Source organism: Enterobacter sp. RHBSTW-01064 (assembly GCF_014103035.1).
Taxonomy (GTDB): domain Bacteria; phylum Pseudomonadota; class Gammaproteobacteria; order Enterobacterales; family Enterobacteriaceae; genus Enterobacter; species Enterobacter mori.
This window is the reverse complement of record NZ_JABXOU010000001.1, coordinates 767,066-783,162: the sequence shown is the minus strand read 5'-3', so window position 1 is coordinate 783,162 and position 16,097 is coordinate 767,066. Positions and strand designations below refer to the sequence as shown.

The window sequence follows — 16,097 nt, the reverse complement described above, 5'->3', positions numbered from 1 at the left end:
AGGTTTCTTTTGTACCCAGAACGAGGAGGACAATTGGATGAACATCAAATTCCAGCAGCACATTTATCAAGCTCTACTGGCTGAAGCTAACAGGCAGGATAAGCCACTGGCACGGCTCTGTAATGAAATCTTGGAGACTGCCGCGCACATTTTCGACAACACACCAGACATCAAACCAGCATTAGCCAGCAAGGCGAAACCTAACGGAGATCAAAATGACAGAAGCAGTAAAATCTAACGTTATCAAAGAACCATCACGCATTATTCCTAAGCGCTTGGACGCTCGTACAATTGCTGTAAAAAGTACAGGAGAAGTGATCAGGGTAACGAACGACCACAGAATAATTTATGCCCATCTGGAAGATCAGTTCCGTGGTTTGACTAATCCAAAAAACATCGCGGCTGGCAAGTCAACTGGTCACTATTACGATTCAGATGAAAACCTTGCTATCAAGTGTGACGTTTCTAAATCGACCTTCAAGAAGGTGAAGAAGGATCTCAAGGCGCTGGGCCTTATTGACTGGGAAGCGCCAAAGGCGAAGAAGTCAGGTCATGCCTGCGAGTACTTCGTTAAACAGCTTACCGATATCGATCACAACCTGGAATTCATCTATCAGGAATTGTCGAATGGTCAGCCGTCTTACGATCATGTTCGGGTCAGTGGTCTGAAAACCAAGAAGACGAAAAAAATAGCACAGCCAATAATCGAGGAGAGCGAGAATGGCGCACAATCCGTTACTGTGGCCCCTGCACCTGCCACGAATGATCCTGAACAGCAATCTGGCGTTTCACAGCCTGCTGGTGATAGCGGCGATGCTATTTCCTGTGATGATACGGTGAATGGTGGAAATGTTATCCAATTCCCAAAAGTCAAAAAACAAGAATCCCCCCAGATAGCTGACCTCGACTCCTTGAAGTGCTGGCGTGAAAATGGTCCCGGAGATTTCGGATTTATGGAGTATGGTGCTTCACACGGTGAAGCCGATGTTGACAGGATCGTAGCTTTGATCGACCAGCACTACTTTGAAGAACTGAGCAAGGTAACGATCTTTGATGAAAACGGCGTGATCACTGGAGAATTTATCGATGCCCTGAGCGGTGATGATGCTCCCAAGCGTAATGATGATGGAACTCTAAAAAAATATGGGTTCGCTTATGCTATGGCACGAGCTTACAAGGCACATCGGGAAGGAAAATCCGAAGAGGAGATCCAGCACAGTATCCCCGTTTGGATTGAGGCGGCTCTGCCTGAATACATCCCTGTGCACTTACTGCCGAAATCTGAATCTGTGCATGATTTTTCCAATGAAACGATACCATTTTGATATACGGAGAAGAATTGAACAATGTTGAATGCAACGGCCTAAAGGCTGAAAACCCAGATTTGTCCCGCTTTTACAAATCCCGCTCTCGTGATTCTTCGCTGATCGAGACTGCTAAAAAAATGCTCGTGCACGGTTATTCTCCAGGCAAAACGGCGCTGCTCCTACGCTTGCCGTATGACCTGGTAAAAGGCCTTTACGATAACTCGTGGAATCCTCGCTGTCGCAAGATAAGCAATACCAGTCAGTATGCCACTAAGCGAATGGCCCGAATGTACTACGAATCCGGCGCAATGCTGGCAAAAATCTGTGCTGACCTTCAACTGCCTCTATTCACCGTGGTAACGCTTCTTAAGCGTGAAGGAATCACTGAGAAAGAAATGGCATCCCGAATGCCGGATCATACTGATCCGTTGTTTGTGGCCTATCGTGAAACAGTCGCCAGAAAACAGAAGAACCCACAGCGACGTTCACCACGCCTGCACTACTAACATCCCTGACGGGGAATCTTGACCCTTAATTACATCTTTTACCTGCCCGTGGTCTGGCTGGCGCTTCGTCACGTCCTGATCGGCGGGCTAATCCTACTCTGGAGATACCATAAAATGACACTAAGCATCCGAGATCGGATTTTTGCCGCTATGCATGGCATGTCAGCAGAACAGTATGCATTGGAAAAGGCGCGGGATAATCTAAAGAGCGTCACCGCCCAGCACTTAGAAAAGCATCCTGAATACCTCAAATCATCCCCGGTGGATACGTCCACCAAGGTTAAACGGATCTCTAAATCGTTGGGGGCTGATAGTCGTCCGGTGGTAAGTCATACCGCTGACCATATCGATCCTGAAATGCTGGCGAAGGCTAAAGCAGCGGCTGCTGCTCTCGCAAAATCTGATCCTGATCGTTACGGCAATATCATCAAGCAGCAGGGGGGGCAATGAGTAGTGGAGCAACCAACAAGATAGTGACGAGCACCGTCAATATCGTAAGCTGGGAAATTTCCCGCTCTAGTTACGAAGCAGCGAAGAAGAAAATTCTGTCACTTCAGCAATTAACTACCAAACCCGCTAAAGCGCTGGAGCAAGCTCAGAAGCGAACCGCCCAGAGTGAGGGTAAATCGGCTCTTGAAGCAGCCCGTGCTCAAACACAGCGCCTTAAAATGGCTCAAAAGCTTTCGCTAGAGCAACAACGCCAGGCCCAAGCCCAGGCAAAGATCGCAAAACAGGAAGAGGCTCACGCCCGGAAAATGCAGGCTCTTAACGCCAGAGGGCAGGCTCAACAATTGGCAGATAGTGAACAGATCCGGAGACAAAACGCCCGTTTAGCCAATATATCCGCAAAAGTGCAGGCCGCAGCCAGATCACGAGCGATGACCTACAACCCTAACATGGGCGGTCAACATTACGATCCTGGTCTTGTTTCCCGTCAGACTGACGCAATGAACCGTGGTCACGGCGCTGTTGCTGCTGACATCGCAGCCACCAAAAAGGCGATGGCCCTGGAAGAGAAGCGCCAGCGTGAGAAAGAGGCGGCTTTTAAACGACAAATCACCGCTCACGATACACTCCGCAGGGCAAGCTTGACGATCAGCCATATCGAAGCTGCATCCCTGGCTGACAAAATGAAAGCGGTGCAGGCCATTAAAGAGGCCACTAAGGGGTACGCCGAGCAGCGTTATACCATCGCAGAAATGCGCCATGAACTTGCTAAAGCGACTCTGGAAACCAGACGCCAGGCGCGTATTAACCGCCAGATTGTTAAAGATAAAGCGAAAGCCGAGCGAGCAGGGCGCATCAATGCTCAACGTCTGACCCGTGAACGTAGCGAACGTGGTTATGGTGGCCTCGCTGCTACTGGTGTAATTGCAGGGGGTTCCCTGATTGGCTCAATGGGGGTTGCTCGTGTTGGTCAGACCCTACAGGGGAGCGTTGAGCGCAACCAACAGATGAAAACTCTACAGTCTCAAGGTATTTCACGCCTTGAATATGAAGCGGTGCGTGATGTTGTTGCAAATAAGACTGGCTTTAACATTTCCCCAGATAAAATGCTGGATTTCCAGGCTGACTTTAGAGATAAGGTGGGCCAGTTGACCGCCAATGGGATTTGGAAGACCGACAAGAGCGGCAAAGCGACGTTGTCCGGTGCTGGTGAACTAGGCGACCTTATCAATGCCATCGCTGGCAAATCCAATGCAGCGACGGCGAAGCGCGTTATTAAGGAGCTAGACAAGCTCGATTTTAACACCGCAATGGTTTACCTGGCTCAGTTGTCCCGTCAGTTCAAATTTTCTAGTAAGGAAACGGCTGCGTTTGCAGAAAGTATCAACGATGCGAGCAAGGTTTTACCCGCCTTTGTAGACGGTGGTGACGCTGTTCAGAAACGCATGGATGACCTCGCCCGTAATGGTTACGCCCTGTCAGACGCACAACAGGAACAGTTAAACCGTTTGGGTGCTCTCTCTGTTGAATATTCCAGGATCAACGATTCGTTGAGTGATATTTTTAGCTCAGGTTTTGCTGATGGGCTGGGAGAGGTTGGCAAGAACACTTCCAGCTTTAGCAAAGGTATGGCTGGCCTCGTTCCTATTATGGATAGTTTGGGGAAGGCTGTAGGCCAGGCGACTGCTGATATGTTGTTATTTGCCGGACGGGTGGGCCAACGTGTTAACGAGGGTGCAACACTTCCGGATGCAGTCTACAACACCGTTGTGGATGATTCCGCAAACGGTGCTGCCGATTGGATTAAGGAAAAGACAGGATTTGATCCACGTAGCATCGGTCAGACCCTTAAGCAGATTTATCCGTGGCTGGATAGTTCAGCACCGAGCAATATTGGCTCAGGCACGGCGTATAACGATCCAGCGCTAGCGTTGAATGTTCCTGGTTTCAACTCAATACAACCCCAGCAACCAACGTTCACGGTTCCGACAATTGACAGCATGACGCAGCGACAGCCGATTCCTGTTGCGGTCACTGGCGAAGCTGAGATTAAACTCTCACCGCTTGATATTAACGTGAATGACGGCGCTATTAACGGTTTGATTGATACAAAACTGAGGGACTACGAACAGGCGCAGAACAACCTCATTCTGGGCGTTGCTCAATAAAACATCATAAAATGCCCTCATGATGGGGTCTCATTATCTCAATAACAAATTTCACAGGAAGTCAATATATTTCCGTCAAATATGCCAAGTATTTGTTGTGAAAGATATTGTTTCGTGTTAAAATAATTGCATAGGGTGATAATTTAAATTGTATGTGCGTACAACAGCCATTGTCATTCCTTCTCCTTACGAAATATAAAGCAGGCTCTGTGACACCGTTCAGAGCCTCTTTTCTAAAGTACATCCAATGACCTGCACTCTCACAGAAAGGCTACGCCATAGCCGCTGGGTGTACTCCAGAAAAGATTTCCACCCAAGGTGGATTTGCCAAAATTCCTGTCCTCCTCGACAGGTTGTCAGCCGGACACTAACGGCATCAGGTGGCAACGTTTTTGGGTCTCCTTACCCATTCTTTGGAGCGTTGCCGCCTCCTCATTCCTACCAGTGAAATTCACACCGGACGACTCTCCGTCCGGTCACTTTTTTTCATCGGAACAATTCGAAAGGCTGGCCCTGTCGCCGTTTACGGCTCAAGCAGGCGCTGGCCTTTTGTTTACATAGCTATGTGAAATTTAACGGGAGTTAATTATATGAAAATGGGAACAACTGAACGTTCTTACAATGACGTGATCGCGTATGCAGTCGATCCGAATTTTGACCGCAAGACTATTACTGTCGATCTAGCTGTAGAAGTCCAGCCGGGTAGTTGCATTACCAGCGCTGGGGCTGCTTATGTCTCTGGTGATGACTGCCTGCTGGTCCTGAGCCACCACAGGGCAGAAGATGCTGCTCATATCATCGTTGCTGATCGCGGGATTTACATCAAACAAGACACCATCGTCGCTGTTATGGGCGCTACCGCTGCCGCCAATGCTATTGCAGCACTCACCAAAATGGGCGCAATCCGTACCAGCGCACCGGACGCAGAATAATAACAAGGAGAAGACAACATGGGACTATCAACCAATTTCAGCTACGCGGATTACACCAATACCTTTGTTAACATGGATGCAAAGAACACTTTGCTGACCACGCTTAACGTTTTCAATGATCGACAGACTTCGGCTAGTCCAAAGGTCAGCCTTGATATCATTGATGAAGTCGCCCAGAAGGTGGCAAGCTCTGTTAATCGTTACGGCTCAGAGTGGTCCAGCATTCCTAAGCGTAGCGCTAGCAATCACCTGATTGAAGCTCCGCTTTATGCTTTTCAGGACCGTATTACAGCGGCAGACGTGCAACCATATCGCAAACCAGGCTCCGACCTGCAAATGTCTGTAATGGATGCGGTCACTTCTTCTGCTGTAGCAATGCACGATAAGTACATGCGTACCCGTGAGCGGATTTTTGCTGATGCGCTTTTTCGTAATACCGTCGAAGCGACCTACACCCAGCAGCCGATCATTTCCTGGGAAGATGAATTTGGATATCAACAGGCAACTGGGACAATCAAAACCAACGTTAGCTCTGGTGACCCACTTCGCAGCCTCGATGATGCTGTAACCGCCGCTAAAGTGCGTATGGGGGGGCTTGCTGGTCAGCTTGATGGATTTATCTTGTTTGCAGGTAGTAATGTTTTTCGCGGCATCAAGTATCACCCAGACGTGCGCCAGAATGTTCAGTTCGGTATGCTTGATCGTGATGTACTGTTTAACAAAGAAGTGCTTCCGGCGTTCTCAACATTCATTATTGAAAATGTCCGAGTGGTGGAAGTAACGGACCAAAATCTTTATGGAATTGGTCCGGATGAATCCTTCTTGGTTCCGCGCTTTAGCAAACCGCTATCCTCTGATATTGCTCTGCCTTTCGGTTATGTAGCAACGGCTACCAGCCGCAATCTTGATCTTGCATTTGCTGATCCGGTTGATTTCCGTATCTGGAGCATACAGGACAAGTTTAAGAACGTGGAGCTATTCGCGGAAAGCTCAATCTTGCCTGTGGTGTACCGTCCAGACTTTGTGACCAAACTGGCGAACGACGCAGCTTAACGATCAGTGAGCAGTTATTGGGGACGCATTGTCCCCGCTGCTGGCGAGGCAAAGAAGAGGAGATACACAGATACCCGTTATCGGGTTTGCCTGTGGCAAATCTCGAAAGGAGATACATATGAAATTAGCTTTGATCGGTACTGGCAACATGCCGCTGATGCAGTGGATTCTGGACGGTAAAGGCGATGATTCGATCATCAACATGTCTGCATTAGCACGCAGGCTTGAGTGTAGTCGTTCCAGCTTACTTGACCGCATCCATACGCATGGATTCGACAGCGCTATTAGGTACTACTTGAGCGAACAGCGACAATGGAAACTGAAAACATGAGAGCCGGGTTAATCCCGGCTTTTTTTTAGCGCTTTTTATTCGATTGAGAAACAACCGAACCAGCTAAGGTTTTAGTAACCTCGCTTGAACGTGGGTTTTTCAAAGCTGCTGATGCTTTGGCTTCCATGTTCGCGCCAGTCTGATTTTTTGTTCCTGCTTGTGATAGCACCGAACCCGCTAAACTTTTCTGAATCGCAGAGGCGTTTGGGTTGTTTAGAGTCTCTGCCGCCAGATGAGCTACATCTTTCGAGGATTGCTTATCATTGTTCGCCATTTCAACACCTATTCACGGGATGGATTTTTGGATATATTGTATTTGTTATATCAATAAACACAATATGTAGTAGTTATGATAGAAGCGAAGCGGCAAGCTTAGCAAGCTCGGAAAAAAGTTTTTACTGGTTTTATGACCAGTGTCAATTGTTTGATAACTGACCGTTTACGAAGTGGTAGAGAAGTCATATAGGTAGTGTGCAGGCATAAGCTTGTAATACTCAGGACAAACCAAATGGCAGATAACTTACAGCGTCGGCAGCCAGAAGATAAACGTTTCATCAGCTTGAGTGAATCTTGGGAAGTAGCATATTGGACCCAAGCGTTGGGTGTTACTGAATCTCAGCTTAGGGCTGCTGTTAGAGCTGTTGGTAATGGCACCGCTAAGGTAAGAGCACATCTAGGTAAATAGATTTGTGAAGGCACCTTTAATTGTGCTGTTGAGGCTGGGGAAACCCGGCCTTTTTTGTGTTCGGTGTTTGGTACTGTGAGCCACAACTTGAGACCCAAGCTGGGACACAGAGCATTTTTTAGGGTTGAGTCTTTGGCTTTCCGCTGGCATTATCCAGAACAGGGATTAACGGGACGTTAATCGCAAGTCTTTGATTTTGATTTATTTGACTCGGGGTGCCCTTCTTTGTGAAGGCTGAGAAATACCCGTATTACCTGATCTGGATAATGCCAGCGTAGGGAAGTCAGATGCCTTCCCGGTCATCGCTTCTTCACGCAAGGCAGGAGCGAACCCATGCAGCCTGACCTGCTCGATTTACACGTTTTACATCAGTTCCGAACCCGTTCCCCGCTCACGCACTGTATGACCAACGATGTGGTACAGACCTTCACGGCCAACGTGTTGCTGGCTCTCGGTGCATCACCAGCGATGGTGATTGAGGCCGAAGAAGCCGAGCAGTTTGCTGAAATCACCGATGCGCTGCTGATTAACGTTGGCACGCTGACCGCACCGCGCGCTCAGTCGATGCGTCGGGCGATTGAACGCGCGGTGGCGGCGGGTAAGCCATGGACGCTCGACCCGGTTGCCGTTGGCGCGCTCGCGTTCCGTACCCGCTTTTGCCATCAAATTCTCTCCCTTAAACCAGCCGCGATCCGCGGTAACGCCTCTGAAATCCTTGCCCTTGCCGGGATGAGCGCGGGCGGGCGCGGCGTTGATACCACCGACACCGCAGCCAGCGCGGTGCCTGCCGCGCAGGCTTTGGCGCGTCAGACGAATGCAATTGTCGTGGTCACGGGAGAAGTGGATTACATCACCGATGGACAGCGCACGCGCAGCGTAACGGGCGGTGACCCGCTGATGACGCGCGTGGTGGGCACCGGGTGCGCGCTCTCCGCCGTCGTCGCGGCGAGCTGCTCGCTGCCGGGCGACCGGCTGGATAACGTCACGGCCGCCTGCGGATGGATGAAGCGAGCCGGAACGGTGGCTATTGCGCAGTCTCGTGGCCCGGGCAGTTTTGCCAGCGCGTTCCTGGATGCGCTCTACACGCTGGAGGAGCAGGCATGAAGCGGATTAACGCTCTGACCATTGCCGGTACCGATCCCAGCGGCGGCGCGGGTATCCAGGCTGACCTGAAAACCTTCTCGGCCCTTGGCGCATATGGCTGTTCCGTCATTACGGCGCTGGTGGCGCAAAACACGCGCGGCGTGCAGTCGGTCTACCGTATCGAGCCAGATTTTGTTGCCGCGCAGTTGGATTCGGTGTTCAGCGACGTGCGCATCGATACCACTAAGATCGGCATGCTGGCCGAAACGGACATTGTGGAAGCGGTGGCCGAGCGGCTTAAGCGTTATCAGGTGCAAAACGTGGTGCTGGATACCGTCATGCTGGCGAAAAGTGGCGACCCGCTGCTCTCCGCCTCCGCCGTGGAGACGCTGCGCACAAAGCTACTGCCGCAGGTGGCGCTGATCACGCCCAATCTGCCGGAAGCCGCCGCGCTATTGGGTGCCCCGCACGCGCAAAACGAACGTGAAATGAAAGCCCAGGGGAACGCGCTGCTGGCGATGGGCTGCGGCGCGGTACTGATGAAGGGCGGTCATCTTGATGATGCCGAAAGCCCGGACTGGCTCTTTACCCGCGACGGCGAAATGCGTTTTACCGCGCCGCGCGTGCAGACCAAAAACACCCACGGTACGGGCTGCACGCTCTCTGCCGCGCTGGCTGCGCTGCGTCCACGGCATGACAGCTGGGCCGATACGGTGGGCGAAGCGAAAATCTGGCTCTCCGCGGCGCTGGCAAAAGCCGATACTCTGGAAGTGGGTCACGGTATTGGGCCGGTTCATCATTTTCATGCGTGGTGGTAACCCAGTATACTGGCAGGAAACACCACGCCTGAGAAAACAGAGATGGAACAAGCGCATACCCGGTTAATCGCTCAACTGAATGAACGGATCGCCGCCCCGGACAACACGCCGCTGTACCTGAAATTTGCCGAAACGGTAAAAAATGCGGTGCGAAGCGGCATGCTGGAGCACGGGAATATTTTGCCCGGCGAGCGCGATCTGAGCCAGTTAACCGGTGTGTCGCGCATCACCGTGCGAAAAGCGATGCAGGCGCTGGAGGAAGAGGGCGTGGTGACGCGTTCCCGCGGCTATGGCACGCAAATCAACAATATCTTTGAATATTCACTGAAAGAAGCGCGCGGCTTTTCCCAGCAGGTGGTGCTGCGCGGCCAAAAGCCTAATACGCTATGGGTCAACAAGCGGGTGGTGAAGTGTCCCGAAGAGGTGGCGAACCATCTTTCCATTCCCCCCGAGAGCGAGGTTTTCCTGCTCAAGCGTATTCGCTACGTTGATGATGACGCCGTCTCGATTGAGGAGTCCTGGGTGCCGACGGGATTTATCCTCGACCCCGATGCGATTGGCGTCTCGCTGTACGATTACTTCCGCAGCCAGAATATCTTCCCGCAGCGTACCCGTTCGCGCGTGAGCGCCCGTATGCCGGACAGCGAATTTCAGGCGCACATTAAGATGGACGAAAAAATACCGGTGCTGGTGATCAAGCAGGTTGCGCTTGACCAACAGCACCGGCCGATTGAGTACAGCATCAGCTACTGCCGCAGCGATCTATACGTCTTTGTGTGCGAGGAGTAATTCGTCGCGAGTCGGGGCGCTATCGCCGCCGCGGTGGCTGACCACCCAGGACGCCACGGCATTCCCCAGCAGAACGGCGTCCGCCAGCGACCATCCCGCCGCCAGCCCGGCAAGCGTGCCGCCCGCGTGGCTGTCGCCTGCGCCAATGGTGTCCACAACCGTCGCCGGGAACGCCGGAACAACGCCCGAGACGTCACCGTCATACCATGTGGCGCCGTCTTTATCATGGCGCACAATCAGCGCGGCACCGAAACGCCGCTGCCACTGCGTGCCGAGGGTTTCCACTTCAACACCCAGCCTTTCTGCGGCAAGCTCCGCCTCCTGGCGATTGAGCGACACAATGGGTCTACAGGCCATAATCCGCGCCATCAGCGCATCGGGGATATCTGCGATGCGGGGACCAAAATCGATAAATGCCGTCACGTCCTGCAACCCCTCCAGCCAGCGTGTCAGCAGCTCGCCGCACGGCGAGGCCAGCTGATAGCCGGATAAATAGACCAGGCTGTTTTGCGGAACGTGAAGCGCATCCAGCCAGCGCTGCTGCCACTGGTTCTCCACGCCGCTAAAGGACATAAAGGTGCGCTCGCCGTCTGGCTCCACCAGCGCCAGACACCAGCCGTTATCACCCGTATCGGCTTCCACCGCGCTGTGCAGATCCTGCTTCGCCATGGCGTTGCGAATAATATCCGCCCACACGCCGTGACCGACGGGCAGGGCATTTTGCGCCGCAATGCCGAGCCGCTTCAGGGCGATGGCGATATTGAGCGCGCAGCCACCGATATTGACGCCCTGCTGTTTTAGCTCAATATCGCACCCGCGCCAGGGCAGGGCGTAAGCGTCGGCGATGACGTCTATCACCGCCGCGCCCAGCACCGTCACCGGGCGCGTAGCGTGCAAGGTTTCAAGGTGCTGAGCCAAAGACGTCATATGCCCTCCCGTTGCTCCCGATAGTGCAGGAGTTTTTCGCAGTAGTGACCAAAATCGAGCTGGTTAACGGCGTCGAGTTCGGCCTTCAGCGTCGGGTCAATGGCCTGCACGCCGCGCAATGCGCCGCAGATTGCTGTGGCCATTGCGCCAATGGTGTCGGTATCGCCGCCCAGGTTGGCGCATAAAATGGCGCAGCGGTTTGGGTCGGTTCCCGCCAGTTCGACCATCGCAATGGCCGCCGGAACGGATTCGATGGTGCTGGTTCCGGCACCCACGAGCTGATACAGCTGCTCGCTGGCGGACTCAATCCCGTTGGCGTCTCGTACGGTTTTCAGCGCGAGTTCAATACGCGCCGCGAGTGACGCGCTGAAGGTGGTGGTTTTCGCCTCCTGCGCAAAGCGGGCGATCCCTGGCAGGGCATCAACGATGTTCTGCCAGCTTTCGCCGTCGACGGCGCGGGAAATCGCCCAGGCAATCACCACCGCACCGGCAATGGCGAGATCGGATTTATGGGTCGGGCTGGAGGCCAGCGCCACCTGCTCAACAAAATGCTCCAGACGCGTGGCCGGGAGCAGGCAGCCCAGTGGAGAGGCGCGCATCGCCGCCCCGTTGGTCACGCCGTTGTTTTCCAGTTCGCTCACCGGCTTGCCGTCGCGAATGGCGTTAAGCGCAATTTTGGAGGTCGGGCCGAGCACGTTCTTATTAAACGCGTCGAAATCCAGCGCCCAGCGAAGAATATGCTTGCCGATAACGTCCGCGTTAATCTGCCCGTCGCACTCGATAATCGCATCCGCCAGACAGAGCGCCATCGAGGTATCGTCGGTGAACTCTGCCTGGTTGAAATAGCAGGCCGCGTTATTCTCCGCCGGGCCGGGTAAGAAACGGTCGATCCAGCCGAAGTGCGCCTTGACGCGCTTTCTCGGCCACAGCTCCGACGGCATGCCCATCGCATCCCCTAACGCCTGCCCGTAAAGGGCACCGAGAACACGTTCTTGTTTCATTTAACTTCCCCTTGTGTCAGCGCGGTATCGCCATCAACCACCTCAATTGCGGTGATCTCTTTATCCGATTCGCGGAAAAACAGCATAAACAGCACGGCAATCACGGCAATCATGATTGCACCAAATGTCCACATTCCGGCCCAGTTGAAGGTCAGCCCATTCACCGGCTCTTTGTAAGCGAACATTTTTTCCATCATCACGCCGCCCAAGCGGTAACCCAGCAGGCTACCAAAGCCCTGACAGCACAGCGTGATCAAGCCCTGCGCCGCGGTGCGCATGTGCGCTGGCGCTTTTTTGTCCACGTAGATGTACGCGGTCACGTAATAGAAGTCGTAGCTTACGCCGTGCAACAAAATGCCGAGGAACAGCAGGGCGTAGGTGAAGTACTGTTCCGCACCGCCGTAAACAAAGAAGCCGTAGCGGATGGCAGCGGTAATAAGCCCCAGCAGCAAGACCTTCTTAATACCAAAGCGTTTGGTAAAGAACGGCAGTGCCAGCATAAAGAAGATTTCGGAGAACTGGCCCAGCGTCATCCAGCCGGTGGCGTTTTTCATGCCGACTTCGGTGAGATAGCCGTTGGCGAAAATGTAGTAGAAGGCCAGCGGCATGGCGAACAGGAACGAGCAGAAGAAGAACACCAGGAAGTTTCTGTCGCGCAGCAGGATCAGCGCGTCCAGCCCCAGCATCACCTTAAAGTCCAGCTTGCCGGTGCTCTTCGGCGGCGTATTCGGCAGGAACAGGGCAAAGACGCCGAGCAGGGCGGAGCTCGCTGCGGTCATCAGCAGCGGGATATTGGTATCGGAAATGTCGCTATAGCCCATCATCTGCGGCAGGAACCCGCACGCCAGGCCTGAGGCGATCCAGCCAATGGTGCCCATCACGCGGATGCGCGGAAAGTCTGCCTCGACGTCATCCACGTTGGCAAAGGCAATGCTGTTGGTCAGCGCGATGGTCGGCATATAGGTCAGGGAGTAGGCCAGCAGCAACGGGAAGAAGGTGCTGAACTGGGTTTGCTGTGCGGCGAAGTACATCAGAATCGCACCGGCGAACATCAGCACCGCCAGCACTTTCTGAGCGGCGAAGAAGCGGTCCGTCAGCGAGCCGACCAGAATCGGTGAAAGGATTGCGGCAATGGCGGTGCAGGCATAAGACCAGCCGATTTCACCGGCGGTAAAACCGCTTTTGCTCAGCCACAGCCACAGCGGCACAAACCAGGCGCCCCAGATAAACCATTCAACAAACATCATGAATGACAGTTGGACTTTCGTTTTCATTTTTTAATCCTGCATGTCAGTGAGGGTACGCCTTTAACATACCACTTAATAATACCTTTTAAATACCTTTGAGGTGAATGTTTGATCAGTGTAACAAAATTGTTGTACATGAAACGAGCCAGCAGATTGTGCTTAAAAAAGTTGCAGACGGTGGAAAATCTGTTAAGTCGGTACCAGGCTTAGTCTGCCTGCAAAAATGTGGGTTTGGATCACACGCTCCGACGCGACGTCGGACTTACGGGAGCATCACTATGACTGATATTGCGCAGTTGCTTGGCAAAGACGCCGACAGCCTCTTACAGCATCGTTGTATGACCATTCCAGCTGACCAGCTCTACCTGCCCGGGCATGACTACGTGGACCGCGTGATGGTGGACAACAACCGTCCGCCTGCCGTGCTGCGAAACATGCAGACGCTCTATAACACCGGGCGACTGGGCGGTACCGGGTATCTCTCTATTCTGCCGGTAGACCAGGGCGTTGAGCATTCGGCGGGCGCCTCTTTCGCGGCGAATCCGCTCTACTTCGATCCAAAGAACATTGTTGAGCTGGCGATTGAAGCGGGCTGTAACTGTGTGGCCTCCACCTACGGCGTGCTGGCTTCGGTTTCGCGTCGCTACGCCCACCGCATTCCGTTCCTCGTGAAGCTGAACCACAACGAAACCCTCAGCTACCCTACCGAATATGACCAGACCCTTTACGCCAGCGTCGAGCAGGCGTTCAACATGGGGGCGGTGGCGGTAGGGGCGACCATCTATTTCGGTTCTGAGCAGTCTCGTCGTCAGATTGAAGAGATTTCTGCGGCGTTTGAGCGCGCGCACGAGCTGGGCATGGTCACCGTACTGTGGGCGTATCTGCGCAACAACGCGTTCAAGAAAGACGGCGTGGATTACCACGTGTCGGCCGACCTGACCGGGCAGGCGAACCACCTGGCGGCGACCATCGGCGCGGATATCGTGAAGCAGAAAATGGCCGAAAATAACGGCGGCTATAAGGCGGTGAACTTCGGCTATACCGACGATCGCGTTTACAGCAAGCTGACCAGCGATAACCCGATCGATCTCGTGCGCTACCAGCTGGCGAACTGCTATATGGGCCGCGCGGGGCTGATCAACTCCGGCGGGGCGGCAGGCGGTGATACTGACCTGTCAGACGCGGTGCGCACGGCGGTGATCAACAAACGCGCGGGCGGCATGGGGCTGATCCTGGGCCGTAAGGCGTTTAAGAAAACCATGGCCGACGGCGTGAAGCTGATTAATGCGGTTCAGGACGTCTATCTGGACAGTAAAGTGACGATTGCTTAAGACATTTCCCCCTCACCCTAACCCTCTCCCCACAGGGGAGAGGGGATGGTTTGCTCCCTCTCCCTTCGGGAGAGGGCCGGGGTGAGGGGCAATAAATACCGCATTTTATTTCTCCCGATCCACCTCACACTTCCCCTTCCTTTTGTGAAAACTATCACTCCTTCCCGTGCATATGCACAAAAAATGGTCAGCGCTTAGCGGAATCTGTCTAAGGCAGCGGACGAATTTTGCGCTTAAAGTTAGTTTCGAAACGGCTTTTCAAAATTCGAATCGCGCTGAACCTCTGTCGTCTTAAGGACTGATAATGAAAATTGAATCTGTAAACGTCACCGTCTTCCAGTACCCGACGCGTCGGGTTTCCGACGCTGCCGGGCATTCGCATCCGGGGCCTGAGAGCATGGCTAAAATGGCGATGCTTTCTATTACGGCAGATGATGGCACCAAAGGGTATTCCTTCGCGCCGCCGGAAGTGGTACGCCCCTTTGTGGTCAACACCTTCTTTCGCAAGGTGCTGGTCGGCCAGGACGCGTTCAACCGCGAGCGCATCTGGCAGGATCTGGCGCACTGGCAGCGCGGTAGCGCGCATCAGCTGACCGAGCGCGCGCTGGGCTTCGTCGAACAGGCGCTGTGGGATCTGATTGGCCGCAAGCTCAACATGCCGGTCTGGAAGCTGCTGGGCGGCTATCGCGACAAGGTCCCGGCCTACGGCAGCACCATGTGCGGTGACGATCTGCCGGATGGCTTATCCACGCCGGACGAGTACGCCCGCTTTGCCGAGACGCTGGTGTCGCGCGGGTACAAGGCCATCAAGCTGCATACCTGGATGCCGCCGGTCTCCTTTGCGCCCAACCCGAAGATGGACGTCAAAGCTTGCGCCGCCGTGCGTGAAGCGGTTGGCCCGGATATCGATCTCATGATCGATGGCTACCACTGGTACAGCCGCACCGAGGCGCTGTACATCGGCAAGGAGCTGGAAAAACTCAACTTCGCCTGGTTCGAAGAACCGATGGAAGAGGAGAGCATGGCCTCCTACGCCTGGCTGGCGGAAAATCTGTCGATCCCGATTATCGGGCCGGAAAGCCTGGGCGGAAAGCACCACAGCCGCGCGGACTGGATCAAAGCCGGAGCGTGCGACATCCTGCGCGCGGGGTCAAACGGCGTGGGCGGCATCTCTCCGACGCTGAAGGTGGCGAACCTGGCGGAAGCCTTCGGGATGGACTGCGAAGTACACGGCAACGGCGCGGCGAGCCTGGCGGTGATTGGCGCCATCAAAAACTGCCGTTGGTACGAGCGCGGCCTGCTGCACCCGTTCCTCGACTACGACGAACCGGCGGCGTACCTCAACAGCCTGGTCGACCCGATGGACGAGCACGGCATGGTCAGCCTGCCGACCCGCCCGGGACTGGGCGAAGACATTAATTTTGCATATATCGAAGCCAATACCGTCAGCAACGACTGACAGATAAAAACGT

At 53.9% G+C, this 16,097-nt stretch carries 18 protein-coding genes and 1 riboswitch; of the genes, 14 read left to right on the top strand and 4 right to left on the bottom strand.

Annotated elements, in window-relative coordinates; translation table 11 throughout:
- The first annotated feature begins 37 nt into the window (after window positions 1-37).
- The 8 genes from HV355_RS03660 to HV355_RS03625 all read left to right on the top strand — a co-directional run bounded on the left by HV355_RS03660 (window position 38) and on the right by HV355_RS03625 (window position 6,744).
- On the top strand, window positions 38-238 hold the full coding sequence (locus HV355_RS03660; RefSeq protein ID WP_058841493.1) for a hypothetical protein: 201 nt from the start codon (window positions 38-40) through the stop codon (window positions 236-238).
- On the top strand, window positions 216-1,325 hold the full coding sequence (locus tag HV355_RS03655; protein WP_179154126.1) for a hypothetical protein: 1,110 nt from the start codon (window positions 216-218) through the stop codon (window positions 1,323-1,325). The genes HV355_RS03660 and HV355_RS03655 overlap by 23 nt, the downstream gene beginning before the upstream one ends.
- A gap of 14 nt (window positions 1,326-1,339) precedes the next feature.
- On the top strand, window positions 1,340-1,813 hold the full coding sequence (locus HV355_RS03650) for a hypothetical protein (RefSeq protein WP_233423239.1): 474 nt from the start codon (window positions 1,340-1,342) through the stop codon (window positions 1,811-1,813).
- Between the two features lie 114 nt (window positions 1,814-1,927).
- The gene (locus tag HV355_RS03645) at window positions 1,928-2,263 is read left to right on the top strand and encodes a hypothetical protein (protein WP_072210844.1); all 336 of its coding nucleotides are present in this window, start codon (window positions 1,928-1,930) and stop codon (window positions 2,261-2,263) included.
- The gene (locus HV355_RS03640) at window positions 2,260-4,428 is read left to right on the top strand and encodes a hypothetical protein (RefSeq protein WP_058841489.1); all 2,169 of its coding nucleotides are present in this window, start codon (window positions 2,260-2,262) and stop codon (window positions 4,426-4,428) included. Before HV355_RS03645 ends, HV355_RS03640 begins: the two co-directional genes overlap by 4 nt.
- A 590-nt stretch (window positions 4,429-5,018) precedes the next feature.
- Window positions 5,019-5,360 carry a hypothetical protein gene (locus HV355_RS03635; RefSeq protein ID WP_182400938.1) on the top strand — a complete coding sequence of 114 codons (342 nt, stop codon included), beginning with the start codon at window positions 5,019-5,021 and terminating at the stop codon, window positions 5,358-5,360.
- Window positions 5,361-5,378: 18 nt separating this feature from the next.
- On the top strand, window positions 5,379-6,413 hold the full coding sequence (locus tag HV355_RS03630; protein WP_182400936.1) for a major capsid protein: 1,035 nt from the start codon (window positions 5,379-5,381) through the stop codon (window positions 6,411-6,413).
- A 118-nt stretch (window positions 6,414-6,531) separates the two neighbouring features.
- On the top strand, window positions 6,532-6,744 hold the full coding sequence (locus HV355_RS03625; protein ID WP_063854379.1) for a hypothetical protein: 213 nt from the start codon (window positions 6,532-6,534) through the stop codon (window positions 6,742-6,744).
- A 25-nt stretch (window positions 6,745-6,769) separates the two neighbouring features.
- Here the strand turns inward: HV355_RS03625 and HV355_RS03620 are convergent, their stop codons facing one another.
- Window positions 6,770-7,018, bottom strand: a complete 249-nt coding sequence (locus tag HV355_RS03620; protein WP_000002667.1) for a hypothetical protein — start codon at window positions 7,016-7,018, stop codon at window positions 6,770-6,772.
- A 234-nt stretch (window positions 7,019-7,252) separates the two neighbouring features.
- Here HV355_RS03620 and HV355_RS03615 point away from each other — a divergent pair, with 234 nt between their 5' ends.
- The 4 genes from HV355_RS03615 (at window position 7,253) to HV355_RS03600 (ending at window position 10,119) form a co-directional block, all read left to right on the top strand.
- Entirely contained in the window at window positions 7,253-7,429 is a 177-nt protein-coding gene (locus tag HV355_RS03615) for a DUF3606 domain-containing protein (RefSeq protein WP_071579603.1), read from the top strand.
- Window positions 7,430-7,630: 201 nt separating this feature from the next.
- Window positions 7,631-7,727, top strand: a riboswitch (TPP riboswitch).
- 35 nt (window positions 7,728-7,762) lie between these two features.
- Complete coding sequence (thiM, locus tag HV355_RS03610; RefSeq protein WP_108416566.1) at window positions 7,763-8,533, top strand: hydroxyethylthiazole kinase; 771 nt, start codon at window positions 7,763-7,765, stop codon at window positions 8,531-8,533.
- A complete protein-coding gene (thiD, locus tag HV355_RS03605) occupies window positions 8,530-9,330 on the top strand; it encodes a bifunctional hydroxymethylpyrimidine kinase/phosphomethylpyrimidine kinase (protein ID WP_089599318.1) in 801 nt (266 codons plus the stop codon). The genes thiM and thiD overlap by 4 nt, the downstream gene beginning before the upstream one ends.
- Before the next feature lie 42 nt (window positions 9,331-9,372).
- Complete coding sequence (locus HV355_RS03600; protein ID WP_108416565.1) at window positions 9,373-10,119, top strand: GntR family transcriptional regulator; 747 nt, start codon at window positions 9,373-9,375, stop codon at window positions 10,117-10,119.
- Here HV355_RS03600 and HV355_RS03595 read toward each other — a convergent pair.
- Genes HV355_RS03595 through HV355_RS03585 form a run of 3 tightly spaced genes read right to left on the bottom strand, consistent with a single transcriptional unit; the run spans window position 10,093 to window position 13,321 of the window.
- Window positions 10,093-11,046: a PfkB family carbohydrate kinase gene (locus HV355_RS03595; RefSeq protein ID WP_182400934.1), complete on the bottom strand. Its 954-nt coding sequence runs from the start codon at window positions 11,044-11,046 to the stop codon at window positions 10,093-10,095. The two genes, HV355_RS03600 and HV355_RS03595, sit on opposite strands and share 27 nt — an antisense overlap.
- Complete coding sequence (locus HV355_RS03590) at window positions 11,043-12,047, bottom strand: ADP-ribosylglycohydrolase family protein (protein WP_182400932.1); 1,005 nt, start codon at window positions 12,045-12,047, stop codon at window positions 11,043-11,045. Before HV355_RS03590 ends, HV355_RS03595 begins: the two co-directional genes overlap by 4 nt.
- Complete coding sequence (locus tag HV355_RS03585) at window positions 12,044-13,321, bottom strand: nucleoside permease (RefSeq protein ID WP_089599315.1); 1,278 nt, start codon at window positions 13,319-13,321, stop codon at window positions 12,044-12,046. Before HV355_RS03585 ends, HV355_RS03590 begins: the two co-directional genes overlap by 4 nt.
- 251 nt (window positions 13,322-13,572) lie before the next feature.
- Between HV355_RS03585 and fbaB the strand changes: the two genes are divergently transcribed.
- On the top strand, window positions 13,573-14,625 hold the full coding sequence (gene fbaB / locus HV355_RS03580) for a class I fructose-bisphosphate aldolase (RefSeq protein WP_010433688.1): 1,053 nt from the start codon (window positions 13,573-13,575) through the stop codon (window positions 14,623-14,625).
- A 304-nt stretch (window positions 14,626-14,929) separates the two neighbouring features.
- The gene (locus tag HV355_RS03575) at window positions 14,930-16,084 is read left to right on the top strand and encodes a mandelate racemase family protein (RefSeq protein ID WP_182400930.1); all 1,155 of its coding nucleotides are present in this window, start codon (window positions 14,930-14,932) and stop codon (window positions 16,082-16,084) included.
- Window positions 16,085-16,097: the final 13 nt, after the last annotated feature.

What these genes read in the sequence shown, in the direction of transcription:
- HV355_RS03660 (WP_058841493.1), top strand. Translation starts at nt 38, where the DNA reads ATGAACATCAAATTCCAGCAGCACATTTATCAAGCTCTACTGGCTGAA.
- HV355_RS03655 (WP_179154126.1), top strand. Translation starts at nt 216, where the DNA reads ATGACAGAAGCAGTAAAATCTAACGTTATCAAAGAACCATCACGCATT.
- HV355_RS03645 (WP_072210844.1), top strand. Translation starts at nt 1,928, where the DNA reads ATGACACTAAGCATCCGAGATCGGATTTTTGCCGCTATGCATGGCATG.
- HV355_RS03640 (WP_058841489.1), top strand. Translation starts at nt 2,260, where the DNA reads ATGAGTAGTGGAGCAACCAACAAGATAGTGACGAGCACCGTCAATATC.
- HV355_RS03635 (WP_182400938.1), top strand. Translation starts at nt 5,019, where the DNA reads ATGAAAATGGGAACAACTGAACGTTCTTACAATGACGTGATCGCGTAT.
- HV355_RS03630 (WP_182400936.1), top strand. Translation starts at nt 5,379, where the DNA reads ATGGGACTATCAACCAATTTCAGCTACGCGGATTACACCAATACCTTT.
- HV355_RS03625 (WP_063854379.1), top strand. Translation starts at nt 6,532, where the DNA reads ATGAAATTAGCTTTGATCGGTACTGGCAACATGCCGCTGATGCAGTGG.
- HV355_RS03620 (WP_000002667.1), bottom strand. Translation starts at nt 7,018, where the DNA reads ATGGCGAACAATGATAAGCAATCCTCGAAAGATGTAGCTCATCTGGCG.
- HV355_RS03615 (WP_071579603.1), top strand. Translation starts at nt 7,253, where the DNA reads ATGGCAGATAACTTACAGCGTCGGCAGCCAGAAGATAAACGTTTCATC.
- thiM (WP_108416566.1), top strand. Translation starts at nt 7,763, where the DNA reads ATGCAGCCTGACCTGCTCGATTTACACGTTTTACATCAGTTCCGAACC.
- thiD (WP_089599318.1), top strand. Translation starts at nt 8,530, where the DNA reads ATGAAGCGGATTAACGCTCTGACCATTGCCGGTACCGATCCCAGCGGC.
- HV355_RS03600 (WP_108416565.1), top strand. Translation starts at nt 9,373, where the DNA reads ATGGAACAAGCGCATACCCGGTTAATCGCTCAACTGAATGAACGGATC.
- HV355_RS03595 (WP_182400934.1), bottom strand. Translation starts at nt 11,046, where the DNA reads ATGACGTCTTTGGCTCAGCACCTTGAAACCTTGCACGCTACGCGCCCG.
- HV355_RS03590 (WP_182400932.1), bottom strand. Translation starts at nt 12,047, where the DNA reads ATGAAACAAGAACGTGTTCTCGGTGCCCTTTACGGGCAGGCGTTAGGG.
- HV355_RS03585 (WP_089599315.1), bottom strand. Translation starts at nt 13,321, where the DNA reads ATGAAAACGAAAGTCCAACTGTCATTCATGATGTTTGTTGAATGGTTT.
- fbaB (WP_010433688.1), top strand. Translation starts at nt 13,573, where the DNA reads ATGACTGATATTGCGCAGTTGCTTGGCAAAGACGCCGACAGCCTCTTA.
- HV355_RS03575 (WP_182400930.1), top strand. Translation starts at nt 14,930, where the DNA reads ATGAAAATTGAATCTGTAAACGTCACCGTCTTCCAGTACCCGACGCGT.